Raw genomic sequence first — 17,896 nt, forward strand, 5'->3', positions numbered from 1 at the left:
GACATGGGTCTTCTCGGCCTCCTCGTCGGGCTCGGCCTGCTCGTCCTGTTCGCCTTTCGCGGTTGGAGCGTGCTTCTGCTGGCGCCGTTCGCAGCGCTCGTTGCCGCGTTGTTCGGCGGCGAGCCGCTGCTTGCGAACCTGACCCAGGTGTTCATGGTGCATGCGGCCGGATTTCTGGCGCAGTTCTTCCCGATCTTCCTGCTTGGCGCGGTCTTCGGCAAGCTGATGGACGATAGCGGCGCGGTCACGTCGGTCGCCGCCTTCATGGCGGAGCGCCTCGGCGAGCGTCGCGTGATCCTGGCGGTGGTGCTCGCCGGTGCCGCGGTGACCTATGGCGGCGTCAGCCTGTTCGTTGCATTTTTCGTCATCGTCCCCATGGCCCGCTCGCTGTTTCGCGCGGCTTCGATCCCGCGTCGCCTGATCCCGGCTGCGATCGTGCTGGGGACGTCGACCTTCACCATGTCGGCGTTGCCGGGCACGCCGTCGATCCAGAATGCGATCCCGATGCCGTTCTTCGGCACGACGCCGTTCGCAGCGCCTGGTCTCGGCATTATCGCCTCCCTCATCATGCTCGTGACAGGGTTGTGGTGGCTGCACCGCGCCGAAGCTGCGGCGCGCCGTGCCGGAGAAGGCTATGGCGACGACGTCGAGGGCGCGACCGAGCGCGCCGCCGCCGACGAACTCGTGCGCGAGCGCGCCACGACCGCGCGCGAGTTCGATCCGGCGGAACTCCAGCACGGTCAGCGCAGCGAGCGGCCTTCGCCCGTGTGGAGTGCGATCGCGCCGCTGATCGTGGTCGTCATCGTGAATCTGGTGATGTCGCTCGTGGTGCTGCCGCGGCTCGATGTCAGCTATCTCGCCGAGCAGCGTTTTGGTGAAACGACGCTCGCGGCCGTCGCAGGCGTGTGGTCGGTCGCGGTCGCGCTGACTGCGGCCATCGTCACGACCATCGTGCTGAACCGGGCCCGCCTGCCGGCGCTTCGCCGCACCATGGACGCCGGGGCCAATGCATCGGTCCTGCCTGCGTTCAGTGTCGCCAGCCTCGTCGGATTCGGTGCGGTCGTCGCCTCGCTGCCGGCGTTCACGATCGTGCGGGACTGGGTGCTGGCGATCGAAGGCGGACCGCTGGTCTCGCTAGCGGTTGCGACCAACATCCTGGCCGCGCTGACCGGGTCGGCGTCAGGCGGCCTGACGATCGCGCTGGACGCGCTCGGCCAGACCTATGTCGAGCTCGCCGCGCGCACCGGCATCGCCCCTGCCTTGATGCACCGCGTCGCGGTGATCGGCTCGGGGACGCTGGACATCCTGCCGCACAATGGCGCGGTGGTCAGCCTGCTCGCGATCTGCGGCCTGACGCACCGTGACAGCTATTTCGACATCGTAATGGTCGGGATCGTGACGTCGCTGCTGGCGCTGGTCGCCGTAATCGCATTGGGTAGTGCGCTGGGATCGTTCTGAACCAACGCGCAACCGCAGGCGGCTGCCTAGGCCGCCAGCCGGTCGAGCAGGGCCAGCATCACCGGCGCGTCGGGCATCGGCAGCACCGCGTCGATCCGTTCCAGCAGGCGCGACTGCAGCAACGCGTTGCGCGCCTTGCCGATGGTGCCGAGCGGCCCGCGGAAGCCGTGGTCCTCCCAGGCCATTTCGAGCAGGCTCTCGCTCATCAGGGCCTCGACGAGATCGTCGGCCTGGCGTTCGACGCTGATCAGCGGGTGAGCCGAGAATACGGTGGGCTGCGGATAGAGGATGACGGGTTTTGCGGGCGCGTTGGCCTCAAGCCGCTTCCAGCGTTCGGCGTCCTGGAGCACCCACTCGACGAGCTGGTTCTCGTAGCCGACGATCAGGGGCTGCGCGCCCGCGCCACCGGCGACATAGTCGTCGAACAGCTTGCCCGAGGATGGCGGCTTGAAACCCATGCGGCGGAACACGGTGGCGACATCGCCATCGATCTTGCTCAGCGTCTCCGGCATCACCACGTCGCCCGACAACAGGCTCGCCGCAAGGCCGGCGAACATGAAGCCGGAGTTGGATTTGTTCGGATCGGTCGAGACCACGCGGGCGCGACCGAACAGGTCTGCGACGCCGATCGCGGACCAGTTCTCCCCCGCGATGATGGCCTTGAGCAGCTTTGACAGGTCGACCGTGTAGCGCGGCCCGCCGGCGGGCTGGGCGATGCCGCCCTTCACGAGGCCCTCGGCAATGCGATCCCAGGAATAGAGCACGATCGGCGAGTTGAAGATCACCTGGTCGCGCGAGATCTTGACGCCCGAGGACCGCGCCACTTCGACCAGCACGGACGACGACGGCCAGAGGAATTGCGGCTTCTGGTCGAGCAGCGCGCGCTCGCGGACCATTTCGACCGAGCCCGCGCGGCGCCCGTCGAGGATCAGCCCGAAACGGCGCTCCAGCACGTTCTTCACGCGAGCGTTGGCGAGAAATCCCTCCTTCTCGCCGCCGGCAAAGCCGAACAGCCGCTTGGCTTCGCCGAAGCGGCCGGCGATTTCGGGATGCTCGCGCAGATAAACATAGCCGCCGGTCGCCGCCGCGCTCGCAGCGACGAGGCCGATGCCGAAGGCGCGGCGCGAGATAGCCATCAGGAGGTTCCTCTCTTGGTCTTGACCGGGGCCGCCGGCGGCGTCGGGCCGATGTCCTCGTCGAGCGAGCCTTTCAGCAGCTTCAGCTCGATATCAAGCTTGTCGAGGTCGGCATCCTGAAGATTGGCGGCGTAGCGCGTGAAGGCGCCGTCGAGCCGGTCGATCATGTCGCCCGTGGCCGCAAGGCGCGCGGTGTCGGGCACGGCGCTCTTCTCGAGCGCGCGGTATGCTTCGGCGATCTCGGCCGCGCGGGGCAGATAGTAGGTCAGGAACCGGCGCACCCGGTCGAGCCGCAGCGGATCACGCTCGATGGCTGCGAAGATGTCGCGCGCAATTTGCACCAGGTGGCGGATGCGATCGGCGACCGCGCGGGTGCGGATCGCCGATGCCGTATATTCCATCCGCTCGGCCAGCGGCTCTGCTTCGGCCAGCAGTTCGTTTGCGAACTCGATCTTGCCGCGTGCGACGCCGCTGGCCTCCAGTGCGGCAAACCGGTTTCGCGGCGCCAGCGCCACGACGATACCGCCCCCGGCGGCCGCGCTGATCGCGAGCGCGATCCAGAACGGCATGGCGAGCCCGATCGCGAGCGACGGCAGCAGCGCCGCGGCTGCCACTCCCCCGGCGATCCAGCCAAGCCCGGGCGGCATTGCGGCCATTCAGTTGTATCCTCGTACGGCGCGGAACGCATCGGTGAGGCTCTTGCTGCCGTCGAACACGCGGCCTCCGGTCAGCTTTGCCAGATTGTCGAGCTGGGCCCGATCGACCTCGGAACCGAATGTCACGCCGAACACCGGCACACGATGACCATCGGCGCGCCATGCGCTCTCGAACGTCGACATCGCCCCCTGGCTCTTGCCATCCGTCATGATGACGATGGCCGGGAGATGCTGGCCGTCCTGGAGCAGCGGCTTCATCAAGGCGAGCGCCTGCGCGCCGCAGGTATAGAAGTCGGTGCCGCCGTTGGCGCGCAATTCGAGCGCGCGTGCGAGCAGGCCGGCCTGCTCGTTGTCTTCACCGCTGGCGCGCGCCGTCCACAAGACGTGATCGCTGAACGGCATGATCAGGATCTGATCCGATTTGGTCCATTGCACCAGCATCTCGCGCGTGCGCGCCGGCGTGAGCAGGAAGCGCATGGCGTCGAGCAGCTGAGTCTCGCCCGGGCCCTGCATGCTGCCGGAGACGTCGAGGCAGAGCGCGGTCAGTGACGGCCGCCGCAACGCTTCCTGATAGATCAGCAGCGCCTTCTGGATCACCGCCGGCTCCGGCGGACGGATCACCGTCACCGGTCGCGATGGATCGAGATTCGTCTTCGGGTCGGCCGCAAGAGGCGTGGCACGGCCGATCTCGACGCGCCGGCCGGTCTTGGCGATCTTGCCCTGCGCGTCGCCGTTGAGCAGGAAGGCCTGCAGATCGGTGAAGAAGCCTTCGACGTCCTTGCCGCGGCCGCGATCGACGAAACCGAGCGGTGAGTCGGCGATCGCCACGCCATCGGCGGGATAGATCGCGTAGAGCGGCTCGTGGTTGTCGGCGATCAGCTTGTCGTTGGTTTCCTTGATGACGGCTTCGTAGTTCCAGATCGCCTGGTAATGCGCGCCGCTGCGCTCGCCGTCGCGATAGAGGTCGGCGAGCCAGCCGCTCGAGCCCGCGCTGCGCTCGACGCCCTTCAGCAATCCGCGCGCCGTCGCCAGCACTTCGGGCTTGTCGAGATCGCCGGCCTCGATCAAATCGGGCTTGCCGATGCCGGCCGCCAGCATCGCAAGATAGGCGGCGGCGCCCGAATTCGACTGCGTCGCCGACGTCATCAGGAATTTCAGCTTGCCGCCCTCGACGGCCGCGAGGATGTCCTTGGCCGTCACCTTGGCGCCGATCCAGCCCAGTGCCTGCGCCTTGGACCGGCGCACGCCGAGAATGACCGGCATCTGCACGATCGACTTGACCATCTTCACGCGCCGCGTCGTGTCGAACATGTCGATCCAGATCGAGGCGGCCGGCCAGACGGCGTCGGCGCCGGGATCGCCGGCCTTCAGTGCGAGCGCGATGTCGAGCGAGCCCTGATAGCGCATGGTGCAGGTCGCGCTACGCGACTTGCAGAACTCCTGCACCAGCGGCTCGAGGATGTCGTTCTCCGAGCCCGAGAGAATTGTGAATTGCGGCCCCGGGCCGCCGCAGCCCGACAGCAGCGCGGCCATCAGCGGCACGGCCGCAAGCAGCACCAGCGGGCGCCGCAGGAAACGGAAAGTTCTCATGCGCGTGCCTTCATGCCGCAGTTCTTATGCAGACGCTTCATCGAGAAACCGTTGCGTGAGGCTCATCAAGGCGTGGCCTTGGAGATCGCGGACTTCAATTCGTCCGTCAGCTCTGCCATCCGATGCTCGATCTCGGCGCGCTTGTTGCGGCCCTCTTGCTGCACCGAGAGCACGCCCGCAATGGTGTCGATCAAATCCCGGTTGGTCTTCTCCAGGGTCTGGATGTCAACGATGCCGCGCTGCGACTGCTTCTCGATCTCGATCGCCTGGGTCTTCATCATCTCGGACGCCTGGCGCATCATCTCGTTGGTCGCGTCCGTGATGGTCTTCTGCAGCTCCAGCGCCGATTTCTGCCGGTTCAGGCCGAGCAGCAGGATCATTTTCTGCTTCCACACCGGGATCGTCAGCTCGGTGGTGGCCTGCAAATTCTCGATCAGCGTCTCGTCGCCGGACTGAACGATGCGGATCTGCGGCAGCTGCTGGATGCCGATCTGGCGCGCCTGCTGGAGATAGAAGACGCGCTTCTCCAGCCGGTCGAGCGCCTGGACCGCGTCCTGATAGGTTTGCGCGGCGAGCATGGCGTCGCTGCCGGCAGCTTGCGCTTTCGCGCTCCGCTCCATCTCGATGAGCTTGCCGCCGCGGAACTCTTCGGTGAAGGCCTTGCCGGCGGCGATATGGGCATCGAGCTGGCCGAGCGCGCCTCTTGTCTGTTCGTAGAGGTCGTCGAGCAGGGCGATGTCGCGGCGCAGGACTTCCTTGTTGCGGTCGAGATCGACGCAGACCCTGTCGATCTGCGAGGCGACGTCGTTGAACTGTTCGGTGAAGCGGCGCAGCCGCGCCTCGGCCGACGAGAACAGGCGGGTGAGAAACCCCTTGTCCTTGAGATCGGCCGGATCGAGCCCGCGTGCCTTGCCGAGGATGTCGGTCAGGAGCTTGCCGGTGGCGCCGAGCTCACGGTTCTGGGTCTGGGCGAGAATGCGGTCGGCGAATTCGACCACCGAGCGCTGCGCGCGCTCGCCGAACGTCACGAGGCGCGACCGGTCCGAAATGTCGATCTCGGACTTGATGCGTGCGACCACAGAGGCATCCGTCGGTAACGCCGGGACATTGATCGTTTCGCTCACCACTTGCTCCTTGTTCTGCACGGTCATGCATAGCATGCCGACGAGACAGGCAGGTAACCCCAGGTCGTATGACAGATTGATGACAGCCTGTGGATTGGTCGGTCGCGAGGCTTTCCGAGTTCGGGGCAGGGGCAAGATTTCCCATGGAATTCATATCTCTATGGGCCCGTGGGGCGGCCGGGCTGGTGAGCAGGGGCGATGTTTCCGTTGATGGCGATCGCGGCGCGTGTCGCGGCGATTGACGGCCAGCAATCCGACGCATTGAATCGACCGTCTGAACGATAACAAGGCAGCAGGGATGGAAACGATGGCGCGCAGGATTGCGAAGCTGAGTGTGTGGCTTGCCGGCGCCGTGGCCGCGATGAGCGCGAGCAGCGCGTTCGCCGCGACGCTGGCGGAGGATGCGGACACGGTCTGCAAAGGGCTCATCGGCGGCGCCGATGCCGTGAAGATCGATTCCGCGACATTGCTGGCGCCGACACAACTGGCTGTTGCCGAACGCGGGCCGACCCCGTCGGGGCGCGTCACGCCCGCCAATCCCGCCTTCTGCAAGGTGCTCGGCCATATCGACCCCATTGATCCCAAGGCGCCGCCGATCAAATTCCAGGTCAACCTCCCCGTCGAATGGAATGGGCGCTCCGTCCAGTATGGCGGTGGCGGCTTTAACGGCGTGCTGATCACCGGCCTTGGGCTGCCGCCGGCCCATCCGTTCGACAAGCCGTCGCCGCTGGCGCGCGGTTTTGTCACCTACGGCACCGATTCCGGCCATGAGTCCAGGCCGGGCGAGCCGCCGCAGGTCTTCGCACTCAACGACGAAGCCTTCGAGAATTTCGCTCATCGCGCCTACAAGAAGGTGCGGGACGCAGCGGTCGCGCTGATGGAGCGCGCCTACGGCAAGAAGCCGGGAAAAATATACTTCATGGGCTCGTCCGAGGGCGGCCGCGAAGGCCTCACCATGGCGCAGCGTTACCCCGACGATTTCGACGGCATCTTCGCCCGCGTGCCCGTGATCAACTGGGTCGGCCTGCAGCATGCCGGTACGCGCTCGGGCCTTGTGACCATGGGCGAGGGCTGGATCAATCCGGCGCAGGTCAAGCTCTTTGCCGATGCGGTGCGCACTGCCTGCGACAAGGCCGACGGCTCCGATAAGACGCTGGTGCACGATCCCGTGGCCTGCAAGGCCGTGTTCAAGGTCGAGACGTTGCGCTGCGAGGCCGGCAAGGCCGGCGATCAGTGCTTGACCGAGGCGCAGATCAAGGCAGTCAGCACGCTGCATGGGACCTACAAATTCCCGTTCGTGCTCGCCAATGACCTCGATGACTATCCGGGCTGGGGCGTCTCGGGCGAAGACACGCCGGCGATCGGTCCGACCGGCGGCTGGTCCGCGTGGTGGCTCGGCAGCGCGCCGCCGGCGCAGCCGCCCGCACCCAACAACGGCATCGCCTGGATCTACGGCGCCGGCGGCATTCAATATGTGTTCGCGCGTGATCCCAAGCTCGACGTCACCACCTACAAGGTGGAGGACCACAAGGCGCGGCTGATTGAGGTCTCGAGCCTGATGGATTCAACCGACCCCGATCTCGGCCGTTTTCGCGGCCGCGGCGGCCGGCTGATCATGCTCGAACACATGGCGGACTATGCGCAGAGCCCCTATGCCGGCATCCGCTATTTCGAGAGCGTCGAGCGCAAGCTCGGCAAGGCCGAGACGGCGGAATTCGCGCGGCTCTACACCGCGCCCGGCGTCGACCATGTCGGCTCCGGCGCGCCGGCCAATGTCGACATGCTGAGCGCGTTGGTCGACTGGGTCGAGAAGGGCAAGGCGCCCGGCGATCTGGAGGTCTCTGAGCAAAAGGTCGAGGCGCCGTCATTTGCCGTGTTGCGCGCGATGCCGCTGTGCCGCTGGCCGTCCTGGCCGCGTTACAAGAGCGGCCCGGTCACGGAGGCGTCCAGCTTCACCTGCGCGCCGTGAGGCGGCTCTTCACCTCTCCCCGCTTGCGGGGAGAGGTCGGATCGCTCTTGCGATCCGGGTGAGGGGGTACAGGTCCCCCGACGATCTCACGTGTGGAGAGAGGCCCCTCACCCCGACCTCTCCTCGTAGGGACGGGGAGAGGGGGAAGAAGAGCCTAATGCGCCGGCCCACCGGCCGCCTTCACGCGCTGGGTCAGCACCACCGCGATCGCGGCGATCACCAGCACGATACCGATCACCGCAAACGCATCGGAATAGCCCATCACCAGCGCCTGGCGTTTCACCGTCTTGCCGAGCGCGATGATGGCCTGCTCGCGCGCGGCGTGGGGGTCGGGCACGCCGTGGGCCATGAAGTAATCCGTCATCTGCGCGATGCGGGTGCGGACTTCCTCGCGGCCGAGCGTGACCGACTGGCCGATGATGTTGGAGTGGAACTGCTCGCGCTTGGTGATGATGGTCGCGAGCGTCGCCGTGCCGATCGCGCCGCCGAGATTGCGGAACATGTTGCTGATGCCGGAGGCCGCGGCCGCGTCCTGCGGCGCGATGCCGCCTGTCAGCACCGAGGTCAGCGGCGTCAGCACCATGGCCTGTCCCACGGCACGCACGATGTTCGGAATCCAGAGCTGGTCGCCGGCATAGTCCGGCGACATCGCCGTGTTCATGAAGCAGCTATAGGCGAAGATCAGAAGGCCGGTGATCGCGATATAGCGCGTGTCGAAGCGTTGCATCAGCTTCGGGATCAGCGGGATCAGCACGAGCTGCGGCAGGCCGGTCCAGGCCAGCACGTTGCCGATCTGCTCGGCGTTGTAGCCCTGCGCCTGGCCGAGATAGGCGGGCAGGATATAGACCGAGCCGAACAGCGCGAAGCCGACCATCGTCATCGCAATGGTGCCGAAGCCGAAATTACGCTGCGTCAGGAGACGCAGCCGGATCAGCGGCTTCTCGATCGCGAGCTCGATCGTGACGAACAGCGTCAGGCTGACGGCCGCGATCACGGCGAGCTTGACGATGAAGGGCGAGGAGAACCAGTCGTCCTTGTTGCCTTCCTCGAGCACGGCCTGCAGTGCCGACAGCCCGATCGCCATGGTGAAGATGCCGGCCCAGTCGCCTTCCTTCAAGAGACCGAGCTGCATCTTCTGCTTCTCCAGCGTCAGATAGAGCGCCGCCACCATCACCGCGGTCGGGATCACGTTGACGAAGAAGATGGTACGCCAGCCGTAGTTCTCCGTGAGATAGCCGCCGATGGTCGGGCCGATCGCGGGTGCGAAGGTGACGGACAGCGCGAAGATCGCAAGACCCACCGGCTGCTGCGGCTTCGGCAGCTTGGTCAGCACCAGCGTGAACGCCATCGGGATCAGCACGCCGCCGGCAAAGCCCTGCAGGCCGCGCATCGCGATCATTGACGGCAAATCATGTGTGAAGGCGCAGGCGACCGAGAACGCCGCGAACAGCGTCGCGCTCGCCAGCATGTAGCGGCGGAACGAGAACACGCGGCTCAAATAGTCGGTCAGCGGGATCACGATGATCTCGCCGATCAGATACGACGTCGAGATCCAGGAGCCGTTGTCGGCGCCGGTGCCAATGCCGCCCTCGATGTTGGCCAGCGAGGCGTTGGTGATCTGGATGTTCAGGATCGCCATGAACGAGCCGATCATGGCGGCGAGCACGGCGATCCAGATCGCGGCACTCGCGCGGTTCGGGTCGGCTATTGCCGGGTCAGGCGTCGCGACCGGTGTTGCTGGCGTCGAAAGTGAGAGGCTGTTTGACATGGCACGACCCTCCGGAAACGAGCTTCGCCTTTACGTTTGTCTTGGGCGTCACGGCCGCATTCGCGGTCGGCGCGGTCGAACGTGTTGCAATGGTCGGGATCACCGACATACCCGGCCGCAGCGCGATCGTGGGGCTGTGCGCGGCATCGAGTACGATCTTGACGGGGATGCGCTGCACCACCTTGGTGAAATTGCCGGTGGCGTTATCGGGCGGCAGCAGCGCGAACTCCTGGCCGCTCGCCGGCGCGATGGAATCGACGTGACCGTGCACGACCTGGCCCGGGAAGGTGTCGACCTCGATATCGACGGCCTGGCCGGCCTGCACGTGGGTGAGTTGCGTCTCCTTGAAATTGGCGACGACATAGGCGCCCTCGGCCGGCACGATCGCCATCAGTTGCGTGCCCGCCTGCACGAATTGGCCAACGCGCAAGGAGCGGTTGCCGACCACGCCGTCGATCGGCGAGACGATCGTGGTGTAGCCGAGATTGAGCTCGGCCTGACGCTGGAGTGCGGCCGCGCGCGCGGCGGCGGCCCTGGCTTGCAATATCTCGGCGTTCAGGAGATCGACCTGCTTCAGGGCGGAGGTGAGATTGGCGATATCGCGCTGGATCGCCGCGTCTGCGCCGGCGTCGCGCGCTTGCGCCTGCTGCGCGTTCTGCACGCTGCCGAAACCCGTTGCCGCAAGATCGGTGTAGCGCTTGTTCTCCTGCTTCGCGAAAACCTTCGCGGCATTGTCGACATCGATGGTCGCTCTTGCCGCCGCGATCACGGCTTGCTGGACCTCGAGCTGCGCTTGCTTGCTCGTCACCGTCGCATTCGCGGCGGCGACATCGGCCTTGGCCTGGTCGAGCGCGACCCGGAAGTCGCGATCGTCGATCCTGGCGAGCACCTGGCCGGCCTTCACATGCTCGTTATCGCCGACCAGGACGCGGTCGAGGTAGCCGCTGACCTTCGGCGCGATCGTGGTGTTGTCGGCCTTCACATAGGCGTCATCGGTGGAGACGAGGTACTGCCCAACGGTCCAGTAGTCGTAGCCGTACCAGCTCGCGCCGGCCAGCGCGACGATCGCCGCGCCCATCAGCAACAGCTTGCGGAGATTGAGTTTTTGCCGGCGGACGCCGGTTGCCGTGGTGGGCAGGACGCCCTCCGGCACGGTTGCTGGAATAGCGATTTGGGTCGCAGCAGATGGGGTGGTGTGGACGGTCATGGCCGGCTCCCCTGAATTAGGAAACTTGACGATTTCCAAAATGAGACTAGCTTTGGAATTGTCAATGGAATGACAGGCGTCATTTAAAAGCATGGCTCAGGCAAAACCTTCAGGTGAATGCCGCCCCCGCGGGCGGCCGCAACTGCGCAGCGACGAGGAGACGAGGCGGATCGTCTTCGACGCAGCGCGCAACGCCTTCGCCGTCGACGGCTATGCCGCGACCAGCACCGAAGAGCTGGCACGCCGCGCCGGCATCTCGACCAAGACGCTCTATCGCCTGTTTCCGGGCAAGGCCGCACTGTTCGAGGCGATGTGCGCGGACAGGCTCGAGCAGCTGCTCTCCGCCGTCGATCTGCAAGGAAGCGACGAGGTCGATATCGAGACAGGCCTGCGTGCCGCGCTGCTGGCCTGCGCCGATCTCGCACTCGATCCGGAGGTCGTGGCGCTGCAGCGCATGGTGCTGCAGGAATCCGCCGCGTTCCCCGAGCTCGCCGCCAACTTCTACAACAACGGCATTTCCCGCACCGTCAGGACGCTCGCGGGCTGGCTGCGCGTCCAGGTCAAGCGCAAGCGCATCGCGATCGACGATGCGGAGGAAGTTGCCGGCATGCTGATCGGCATGGTCGCATCGGCGCCGCAGCGCGCGGCGATCTATGGGGGCATGCCGCTGCCGTCACGCAAGCAGATCGAGCGCCGCGTGCAGACCTGCGCGTCCCTGTTCCTCGATGGCTGCCGCGCCGCGTAGCCGTCTCCCTTTGACAATCCGATCCGGCTCGGCTATCTATTTCGCATGCGAAATAAAGAGGCCGCGGCGAGGCATCATCGGCTTATTTACCTCCTGAACGTCGCGCAACGCCGCTTGCAGCGCTGGATGGCGGCGCAGCCGCAGAACGAGGTCACGCCGGCGCAGGCGGGGCTGTTGTTCATCCTCGGCAAGCAGGACGGCGTGCTGATGGGCGAGGCGGGCGCGGCGCTCGACATGGGGCCGGCCGGAATTTCCGGCCTCGTCGATCGCGGTGCTGCGGCAAGGCTGGTCGAGCGGCGGGCCGATCGCGAGGATGGTCGGGCCTGGCGCGTATGGCTGACGCCGAAGGGGCGCACCGTGCTGGCGCAGGCGAAGACCGACGCGGCGCAGATCAACGCCGCGTTGACAGACGGATTTACCAGCGCGGAGATCGACATCGTCGCGCGCTGGCTGACCAGCATTCAGGACAAGTTTCCAAGACCTTCCGACGAATAAAGGAGAGAACCATGACCGAGCACGTCCGGATCGAGAACAACAACGGAATTCTCACCCTCACGCTGGCGCGCCCCGACAAGAAGAACGCGCTGACGGATGCGATGTACGGCAAGCTCGCCGACACCATCGAATCCGCCGAGTTCGATCCGTCCGCCCGCGTGATCCTGATCCGCGGCGAGGGTGACATGTTCACCGCCGGCAACGATGTCGGCGAATTCGCCGCCGTGGCAGCCGGCAAGTCCGAAGGCAGCCGCAACGTCGAGCGCTTCATCCAGTCGCTGGCGCGCTGCACCCGGCCGTTGGTCGCGGCCGTGCAGGGGCGCGCCGTCGGCGTCGGCACCACGATGCTGCTGCATTGCGACCTCGTCGTGCTCGCCGACAACGCGCAATTGTCGACGCCCTTCGTCAGCCTCGCGCTGGTGCCGGAGGCCGCCTCGAGCCTGCTGATGCCGGCGCGCATCGGCTACGCCCGCGCCTACGAGATGTTCGCGCTGGGCGAGACCGTACCGGCGAGGTCGGCGCTGGAATGGGGCCTTGCCAATCGCGTGGTGCCGCTCGACAAGCTCGATGCCGAGGCGCTCGCGCTGGCGCAGCGGCTCGCTCGCCAGCCGGCCGGCGCGCTTACTGCGACCAAGAAGCTGATGCGCAACGGCGAGGCGCTGGTCGCGCAGATGAATGCCGAAGGCGAGCAATTCGCGCAGCGTTTGCGCACGGCGGAAGCACGCGAGGCCTTCACCGCCTTCGCCGAGCGCCGGCCGCCGGATTTCACCAAGGTTGCCTGATTTCGCTAGTCTTACAGCGCTTACAGACTGGGCACTTCTGGCAATTTGACTAAAACCTTAACCGATCCTTGGCATGTCGCGATGCAGGGTGGCCGGCAGTACAATGCAGGCCCCCTGACTCATGGCAATGTTTAAGAAATCGGTAAGCTCGCTTCTCCTGACCTTGATGGCCCTGCTGGCCGCCGGTGCGCTGGCCTCTACGGCGATCCAGATGTTCGGAGCGTTCGGTCGCTACAGCGACAGTCTCGAGACGGCGCGGCTCGCCGCTGCCGACAAGGCGATCTTCCATGGCGTGCTCGCGTTGCGCAACAATCGTGGCGATGCCCAGAGCGCCATCCTTGGCGAGGACGATCCCAAGGCAAAACTCGCCGAAGCCGAGAAGGCCGAGCAGGGCGGCTATGAAGGGATCAGCGCCGCGCTCTCGACCGTCGATTTCGCACGCCGCGACGAGCTCGCCGGCACGCTGAAGCAGCGCTGGAACGAAGCCGCGCCGCAATTCCAGCTGTTCTACGACGAGGCTAAGCTTCCGCGCGCCGAGCGCAAGATGGAGCGAACCAATTCCTGGTACGATGCCGTCACCAAGGTCATCGACACGGCGAACTTCGCCTCCACCGCGGTGTCGAACCGCGCCTGGATGAACGATCCCTACATCGCCCGCATGATCCAGGTCCGCCGCTTCGCCTGGCAGGTGCGCGACCGCTATGGAGTCCATTGTTCGTCGCTTCGCTCGAACATCAACAGCAGCAAGCCGCTCGACGACGTTCAGAAGCGGTCGGTGGCGCAATGGGACGGCACGATCGCCTCCGGCTGGGCGGGCATGGCCGAGTTGCTGGCTGCGCCCGACGTGACGGCGGAGCTGGTGACGGCAGCGTCGGACGCGAAGACCAAGACCGATGGCGTCCTGAAGCAGATCGGCGATCTCACCAAGAATCTCGACGGCAGCGGCAAGCCCGCGATGCCCGCTTCGGAGTGGAATACGCTCTGCCAGTCGCCGTTCCCGCTCATTGTCGGGGTCGCGACCAAAGCGCTGGATCAGTCGATCGCGCGTGCCGAGGCCGTGCAGACCAAGGCGCTCACCAACCTCATCGTGCAGTCGCTCGCGTTTCTGCTCGCGCTCGCCGTGACCCTCGCCGGCGTCTACGTGGTGCGCAATCGCCTGATGCGCCCGGTCCGCGCCATCCTCGACGCCATCGCGCGAATCGGCGCCCGTGATTATGCGACGCCCGTGCCGCGATCCCGATATCCCGACGAGTTCGGCACCATGGCTGCCGCGCTCGAGAGCCTGCGCGAGAGCGCGGCGACCGCCGAGCGGCTGGGCCAGGAACGCGAATCGCAGCAGGCGCTGCAACTCGCCCGTTCCGGCACCGTGGACGACGCATGCCGCAGCTTCGACGACACCGTGCAGGCGGTGATCCACAGCGTCGCGGCGTCGGCGAGGGAGCTCGATGCCACGGCGACCGATGTGCGTACGCTGGTTTCGGAATCGACCAGCCAGACCGCGGCGGTCTCCTCCGCGGCCGAGCAGGCCACCAACAATCTCGAGACCATCGCGGCCGCGACCGAGGAACTCTCCGCGTCCGTCGGCGAGATCTCCGCACAGGTGCAGTTGAGCGCCCGCGAGGCGCGCGAGGCCGTCTCGCAGGCCGAGCGGACCAACGCGACGGTCGAGATCCTCGATCAGACCGCGAGCCGGATCGGCGAGGTCGTGAAGATGATCAACGCCATCGCCGGCCAGACCAATCTCCTGGCGCTGAACGCGACCATCGAAGCGGCGCGTGCGGGCGAGGCCGGCCGCGGCTTTGCCGTGGTCGCCGGTGAGGTCAAGAGCCTCGCCGCGCAGACCGCAACCGCAACCGAAGAAATCTCGCGCCAGGTCGAGGAGATCCAGGGCGCGACGGGCCAGGCCGTGACCGCCATCCGCTCGATCGGGGGCGCCATCAGCGGCATCGACGAGAAGATGACGGCGATCGCAGCCGCCGTCGAGGAGCAGCGCGCGGCCACCACCGAGATCTCGCGCAACTTCCAGCAGGCCGCCCAGGGCACCCGCGAGGTCACCGACACCATCGGCAGCGTCGCCAGGCTCAACCAGGAAACCGGCAACGCCGGCACGGTGCTGTCCGAATCCGTGAAGAAGATGTCGGGCGATGCCGATCGTCTTCGCGTCGCGGTCGAAGGTTTTCTGGGGGCCGTGAAGACCGCATAACTTCGATCGTCATCCGTCTGGGCGTCGCGCGAACGGCATTGCCGCCGCTTCACGCGGCGGGTACATCTGTGCCGCTGCGGGAGTGCAGCAACAGACGTATCAAGGATGGAGAGTTCGATGCCGGCCACCCCACACAACGCCCAGCGCCCCTATCGCGGCGTGTTCCCGGTTGCGCCCACCATCTTCGACGAGCGCGGCGAGCTCGACCTCGAGGGCCAGCGCCGCTGCATCGATTTCATGATCGATGCGGGCTCGAATGGTCTCTGCATCCTCGCCAACTTCTCCGAGCAGTTCGTGCTCACCGATGCCGAGCGCGAAACCGTGATGCATGCGGTGCTGGAGCATGTCGCGGGCCGGGTTCCCGTGATCGTCACCACCACGCATTTCAGCTCCGCCGTCTGCGCGGCGCGCAGCCAACAGGCGGAGGCGGCGGGGGCCGCCATGGTGATGGTGATGCCGCCCTATCACGGCGCGACCTTCCGCGTGCCCGAGAAAGGCATCGTCGAGTTCTTCAAGGTGCTCTCGGGTGCGATCAACATTCCAATCATGATCCAGGATGCACCGGTGGCGGGCACACCGCTGTCGGTCGAGCTGCTCGCGCGGCTGGCGCGCGAATTCGCCAACATCCGCTATTTCAAGATCGAGGTGCCGGGCGCGGCTGCAAAGCTGCGCAGCCTGATCGAGGCGGGCGGCAAGGATATCGAAGGCCCGTGGGACGGCGAGGAAGCCATCACGCTGCTCGCCGATCTCGACGCCGGCGCCACCGGCGCGATGACGGGCGGCGGCTATCCCGACGGCATCCGCCAGATCATCGATCCCTATTTCGCCGGCAAGCGTGAGGAGGCAAAGGCCGCCTACGAGCGCTGGCTGCCGCTGATCAACTACGAAAACCGCCAATGCGGCCTGATCGCCTGCAAGGCCATGATGCAGGCCGGCGGCGTGATCAAATCGGACGCCGTGCGGCATCCGCTCCAGCCGCTGCACCCGGCGACGCGGGCAGGGCTGCTGGAGCTGGCGAAGGAGCGGGATGCGCTGGCGTTGCGGTGGGGCAAGTAGCGCCGTACCCGCTCGGTTGTCGCCAGGTCTCTCGGCAGTCCCCGCCTACGCGGGGACGATGCCGAGTGTGAGGTGCGCGCTGGCCTGATCCCGCCGGCTTCCGTCTGGCTGAGGGCGTCGAATTAGCGCGGTTCGGGCGGTTTTCCGCACGCCGGCGATGACATATTGTACGCTCCTTGCACGCTCGCCAACCAGGTCCGCGGAGCTTCTCAAGACGTCGCTGAGCAGCTCTTCATTATGCCGCTATTTCGAGCCAGGTTGGAGCGAGCCGACGAAACAGGGAGGCAGTGCCATGACGATGAGGCCGGATCCCACCTTTCACGCATCGCCCAAGCTGGCGATGGAAGCACCTGCAGAGAACTTTGCCTACACGCTGCTGCTCAGTCCGGATTTCTCAAAACCGGATGCTCTCGCGGTCATCGACGTCAAGCCGGGATCGCCGACCTACAGCCAAATCGTCCACACGGTGACGATGCCCAACAAGGGCGATGAGTTTCATCACTTCGGCTGGAATGCCTGTTCCTCCGCCTTGTCGCCGCTCGCCGGACACGCCTTCATCGAGCGGCGCTATCTCATCATCCCCGGGATACGCTCGTCGCGGATCTACATCATCGATACCAAGCCCGATCCGACCAAAGCCAAAATCCACAAGATCATCGAGCCCGAGGAAATCTTCAAGAAGACCGGCTACTCGCGGCCGCATACCATCCATTGCGGGCCGGACGGCGTCTATGTGAGCACGCTGGGCGGCGGCGGCAAGGACGGCACCAACGGGCCTCCAGGCGTCTTCATCATGGATTGCGAGACGTTCGAGGTCCTTGGGCGGTGGGAGATCGACCGCGGTCCGCAGACGCTGCACTATGATTTCTGGTGGAACCTGCCGCGCGACTACATGGTGACGAGCGAATGGGCGTTGCCGCCGCAGTTCGAGAACGGGATCGTCGCGGAAGATCTGCTGGCGAACAAATATGGCCATCGTCTCCACTTCTGGGATCTCCGCGCCCGTCGCAACGTGCAGACCATCGACCTCGGCGCCAATCATCAGATGGCGTTGGAGGTGCGGCCCGCGCACGATCCGGTTCGCGAATACGGCTTCGTTGGCGTTGTGGTCGACACCACCAACCTCGAAGCATCGATCTGGACCTGGTGGCGCGAAGGCGGAAAATTCCATGCGGAGAAGACGGCGACGATTCCGCCCGAACCCGCGCCAAAGGAAAAGCTCCCGCCGCTGCTGCAGGGATTTGGCGCCGTGCCGCCGCTGGTGACCGACATCGACCTGTCGATGGATGACCGGTTTCTCTATGTCTCGTGCTGGGGCACGGGTGAAATGCGCCAGTACGATGTGAGTGATCCGCGAAAGCCGAAGCTTGCGGGCTCGGTTCACATCGGCGGCATCGCGCGCCGCACGCCCCATCCGAACGGCAAGGCATTTGCGGCCGGTCCGCAGATGGTCGAGATCAGCCGCGACGGCAAGCGCGTGTACTGGACCAATTCGCTGTATTCCACCTGGGACGACCAATTCTATCCCGATGGAGTTCCGGGTGTGGAAGTCATGGCCAATGTCGGTCGCGACGGCGGCCTCGAGCTCGCCAAGGACTATTTCGTGAGCTTCCCCGACGGATATCGTGCGCACCAGATCAGGCTGGAGGGCGGCGATTGCTCGACGGACTCCTTTTGCTACCCGTCGGCCTAGGCTGGCAGCACGGG

At 65.9% G+C, this 17,896-nt stretch carries 14 protein-coding genes; 8 read left to right on the top strand and 6 right to left on the bottom strand.

The features are described from left to right. The first annotated feature begins 3 nt into the window (after positions 1 to 3). Positions 4 to 1,458: a GntP family permease gene (locus ABIA90_RS38105; protein ID WP_354121410.1), complete on the top strand. Its 1,455-nt coding sequence runs from the start codon at positions 4 to 6 to the stop codon at positions 1,456 to 1,458. Between the two features lie 26 nt (positions 1,459 to 1,484). On the opposite strand, the gene ABIA90_RS38110 is transcribed toward ABIA90_RS38105, so the two are convergent. The 4 genes from ABIA90_RS38110 to ABIA90_RS38125 form a co-directional block, all read right to left on the bottom strand. After that, positions 1,485 to 2,594, bottom strand: a complete 1,110-nt coding sequence (locus ABIA90_RS38110) for a hypothetical protein (protein ID WP_354121411.1) — start codon at positions 2,592 to 2,594, stop codon at positions 1,485 to 1,487. Next, positions 2,594 to 3,250 carry a 5-bromo-4-chloroindolyl phosphate hydrolysis family protein gene (locus ABIA90_RS38115; protein ID WP_354121412.1) on the bottom strand — a complete coding sequence of 219 codons (657 nt, stop codon included), beginning with the start codon at positions 3,248 to 3,250 and terminating at the stop codon, positions 2,594 to 2,596. Before ABIA90_RS38115 ends, ABIA90_RS38110 begins: the two co-directional genes overlap by 1 nt. Further along, entirely contained in the window at positions 3,251 to 4,840 is a 1,590-nt protein-coding gene (locus ABIA90_RS38120) for a substrate-binding domain-containing protein (protein ID WP_502916673.1), read from the bottom strand. Positions 4,841 to 4,905: 65 nt separating this feature from the next. Continuing rightward, positions 4,906 to 5,964 (bottom strand): toxic anion resistance protein, encoded by a 1,059-nt coding sequence (locus ABIA90_RS38125; protein ID WP_354121413.1) that lies wholly within the window; start codon positions 5,962 to 5,964, stop codon positions 4,906 to 4,908. 307 nt (positions 5,965 to 6,271) lie between these two features. Between ABIA90_RS38125 and ABIA90_RS38130 the strand changes: the two genes are divergently transcribed. Further along, positions 6,272 to 7,933: a tannase/feruloyl esterase family alpha/beta hydrolase gene (locus tag ABIA90_RS38130; protein WP_354121414.1), complete on the top strand. Its 1,662-nt coding sequence runs from the start codon at positions 6,272 to 6,274 to the stop codon at positions 7,931 to 7,933. A 154-nt stretch (positions 7,934 to 8,087) separates the two neighbouring features. Here ABIA90_RS38130 and ABIA90_RS38135 read toward each other — a convergent pair whose 3' ends face one another. Both ABIA90_RS38135 and ABIA90_RS38140 read right to left on the bottom strand, forming a co-directional pair. Further along, the gene (locus tag ABIA90_RS38135; RefSeq protein ID WP_354121415.1) at positions 8,088 to 9,701 is read right to left on the bottom strand and encodes an MDR family MFS transporter; all 1,614 of its coding nucleotides are present in this window, start codon (positions 9,699 to 9,701) and stop codon (positions 8,088 to 8,090) included. Then, entirely contained in the window at positions 9,649 to 10,908 is a 1,260-nt protein-coding gene (locus tag ABIA90_RS38140; protein WP_354121416.1) for an HlyD family secretion protein, read from the bottom strand. Before ABIA90_RS38140 ends, ABIA90_RS38135 begins: the two co-directional genes overlap by 53 nt. 91 nt (positions 10,909 to 10,999) lie before the next feature. Between ABIA90_RS38140 and ABIA90_RS38145 the strand changes: the two genes are divergently transcribed. From ABIA90_RS38145 to ABIA90_RS38170, 6 genes are all read left to right on the top strand, one after another. Then, positions 11,000 to 11,653, top strand: coding sequence for a TetR/AcrR family transcriptional regulator (locus ABIA90_RS38145; RefSeq protein ID WP_354121417.1), 654 nt, complete (start codon positions 11,000 to 11,002; stop codon positions 11,651 to 11,653). Positions 11,654 to 11,698: 45 nt separating this feature from the next. Further along, positions 11,699 to 12,148 carry a MarR family winged helix-turn-helix transcriptional regulator gene (locus ABIA90_RS38150; RefSeq protein WP_354121418.1) on the top strand — a complete coding sequence of 150 codons (450 nt, stop codon included), beginning with the start codon at positions 11,699 to 11,701 and terminating at the stop codon, positions 12,146 to 12,148. A gap of 11 nt (positions 12,149 to 12,159) precedes the next feature. Continuing rightward, positions 12,160 to 12,930 (top strand): enoyl-CoA hydratase, encoded by a 771-nt coding sequence (locus ABIA90_RS38155; protein ID WP_354121419.1) that lies wholly within the window; start codon positions 12,160 to 12,162, stop codon positions 12,928 to 12,930. Between the two features lie 121 nt (positions 12,931 to 13,051). Beyond that, the gene (locus tag ABIA90_RS38160; protein WP_354121420.1) at positions 13,052 to 15,133 is read left to right on the top strand and encodes a methyl-accepting chemotaxis protein; all 2,082 of its coding nucleotides are present in this window, start codon (positions 13,052 to 13,054) and stop codon (positions 15,131 to 15,133) included. A 117-nt stretch (positions 15,134 to 15,250) separates the two neighbouring features. Beyond that, on the top strand, positions 15,251 to 16,189 hold the full coding sequence (locus ABIA90_RS38165; RefSeq protein ID WP_354121421.1) for a dihydrodipicolinate synthase family protein: 939 nt from the start codon (positions 15,251 to 15,253) through the stop codon (positions 16,187 to 16,189). Between the two features lie 292 nt (positions 16,190 to 16,481). Then, a complete protein-coding gene (locus ABIA90_RS38170) occupies positions 16,482 to 17,882 on the top strand; it encodes a selenium-binding protein SBP56-related protein (RefSeq protein WP_028159106.1) in 1,401 nt (466 codons plus the stop codon). Positions 17,883 to 17,896 lie beyond the last annotated feature (14 nt).

It is taken from the genome of Bradyrhizobium sp. LA6.8, from assembly GCF_040547935.1.
Taxonomy (GTDB): domain Bacteria; phylum Pseudomonadota; class Alphaproteobacteria; order Rhizobiales; family Xanthobacteraceae; genus Bradyrhizobium; species Bradyrhizobium barranii.

Excerpts from the sequence above, each read along its gene's own strand:
- ABIA90_RS38105 (WP_354121410.1), top strand. The coding sequence starts at position 4 with ATGGGTCTTCTCGGCCTCCTCGTCGGGCTCGGCCTGCTCGTCCTGTTC.
- ABIA90_RS38110 (WP_354121411.1), bottom strand. The coding sequence starts at position 2,594 with ATGGCTATCTCGCGCCGCGCCTTCGGCATCGGCCTCGTCGCTGCGAGC.
- ABIA90_RS38115 (WP_354121412.1), bottom strand. The coding sequence starts at position 3,250 with ATGGCCGCAATGCCGCCCGGGCTTGGCTGGATCGCCGGGGGAGTGGCA.
- ABIA90_RS38120 (WP_502916673.1), bottom strand. The coding sequence starts at position 4,840 with ATGAGAACTTTCCGTTTCCTGCGGCGCCCGCTGGTGCTGCTTGCGGCC.
- ABIA90_RS38130 (WP_354121414.1), top strand. The coding sequence starts at position 6,272 with ATGGCGCGCAGGATTGCGAAGCTGAGTGTGTGGCTTGCCGGCGCCGTG.
- ABIA90_RS38135 (WP_354121415.1), bottom strand. The coding sequence starts at position 9,701 with ATGTCAAACAGCCTCTCACTTTCGACGCCAGCAACACCGGTCGCGACG.
- ABIA90_RS38140 (WP_354121416.1), bottom strand. The coding sequence starts at position 10,908 with ATGACCGTCCACACCACCCCATCTGCTGCGACCCAAATCGCTATTCCA.
- ABIA90_RS38145 (WP_354121417.1), top strand. The coding sequence starts at position 11,000 with ATGGCTCAGGCAAAACCTTCAGGTGAATGCCGCCCCCGCGGGCGGCCG.
- ABIA90_RS38150 (WP_354121418.1), top strand. The coding sequence starts at position 11,699 with ATGCGAAATAAAGAGGCCGCGGCGAGGCATCATCGGCTTATTTACCTC.
- ABIA90_RS38155 (WP_354121419.1), top strand. The coding sequence starts at position 12,160 with ATGACCGAGCACGTCCGGATCGAGAACAACAACGGAATTCTCACCCTC.
- ABIA90_RS38160 (WP_354121420.1), top strand. The coding sequence starts at position 13,052 with ATGGCAATGTTTAAGAAATCGGTAAGCTCGCTTCTCCTGACCTTGATG.
- ABIA90_RS38165 (WP_354121421.1), top strand. The coding sequence starts at position 15,251 with ATGCCGGCCACCCCACACAACGCCCAGCGCCCCTATCGCGGCGTGTTC.
- ABIA90_RS38170 (WP_028159106.1), top strand. The coding sequence starts at position 16,482 with ATGACGATGAGGCCGGATCCCACCTTTCACGCATCGCCCAAGCTGGCG.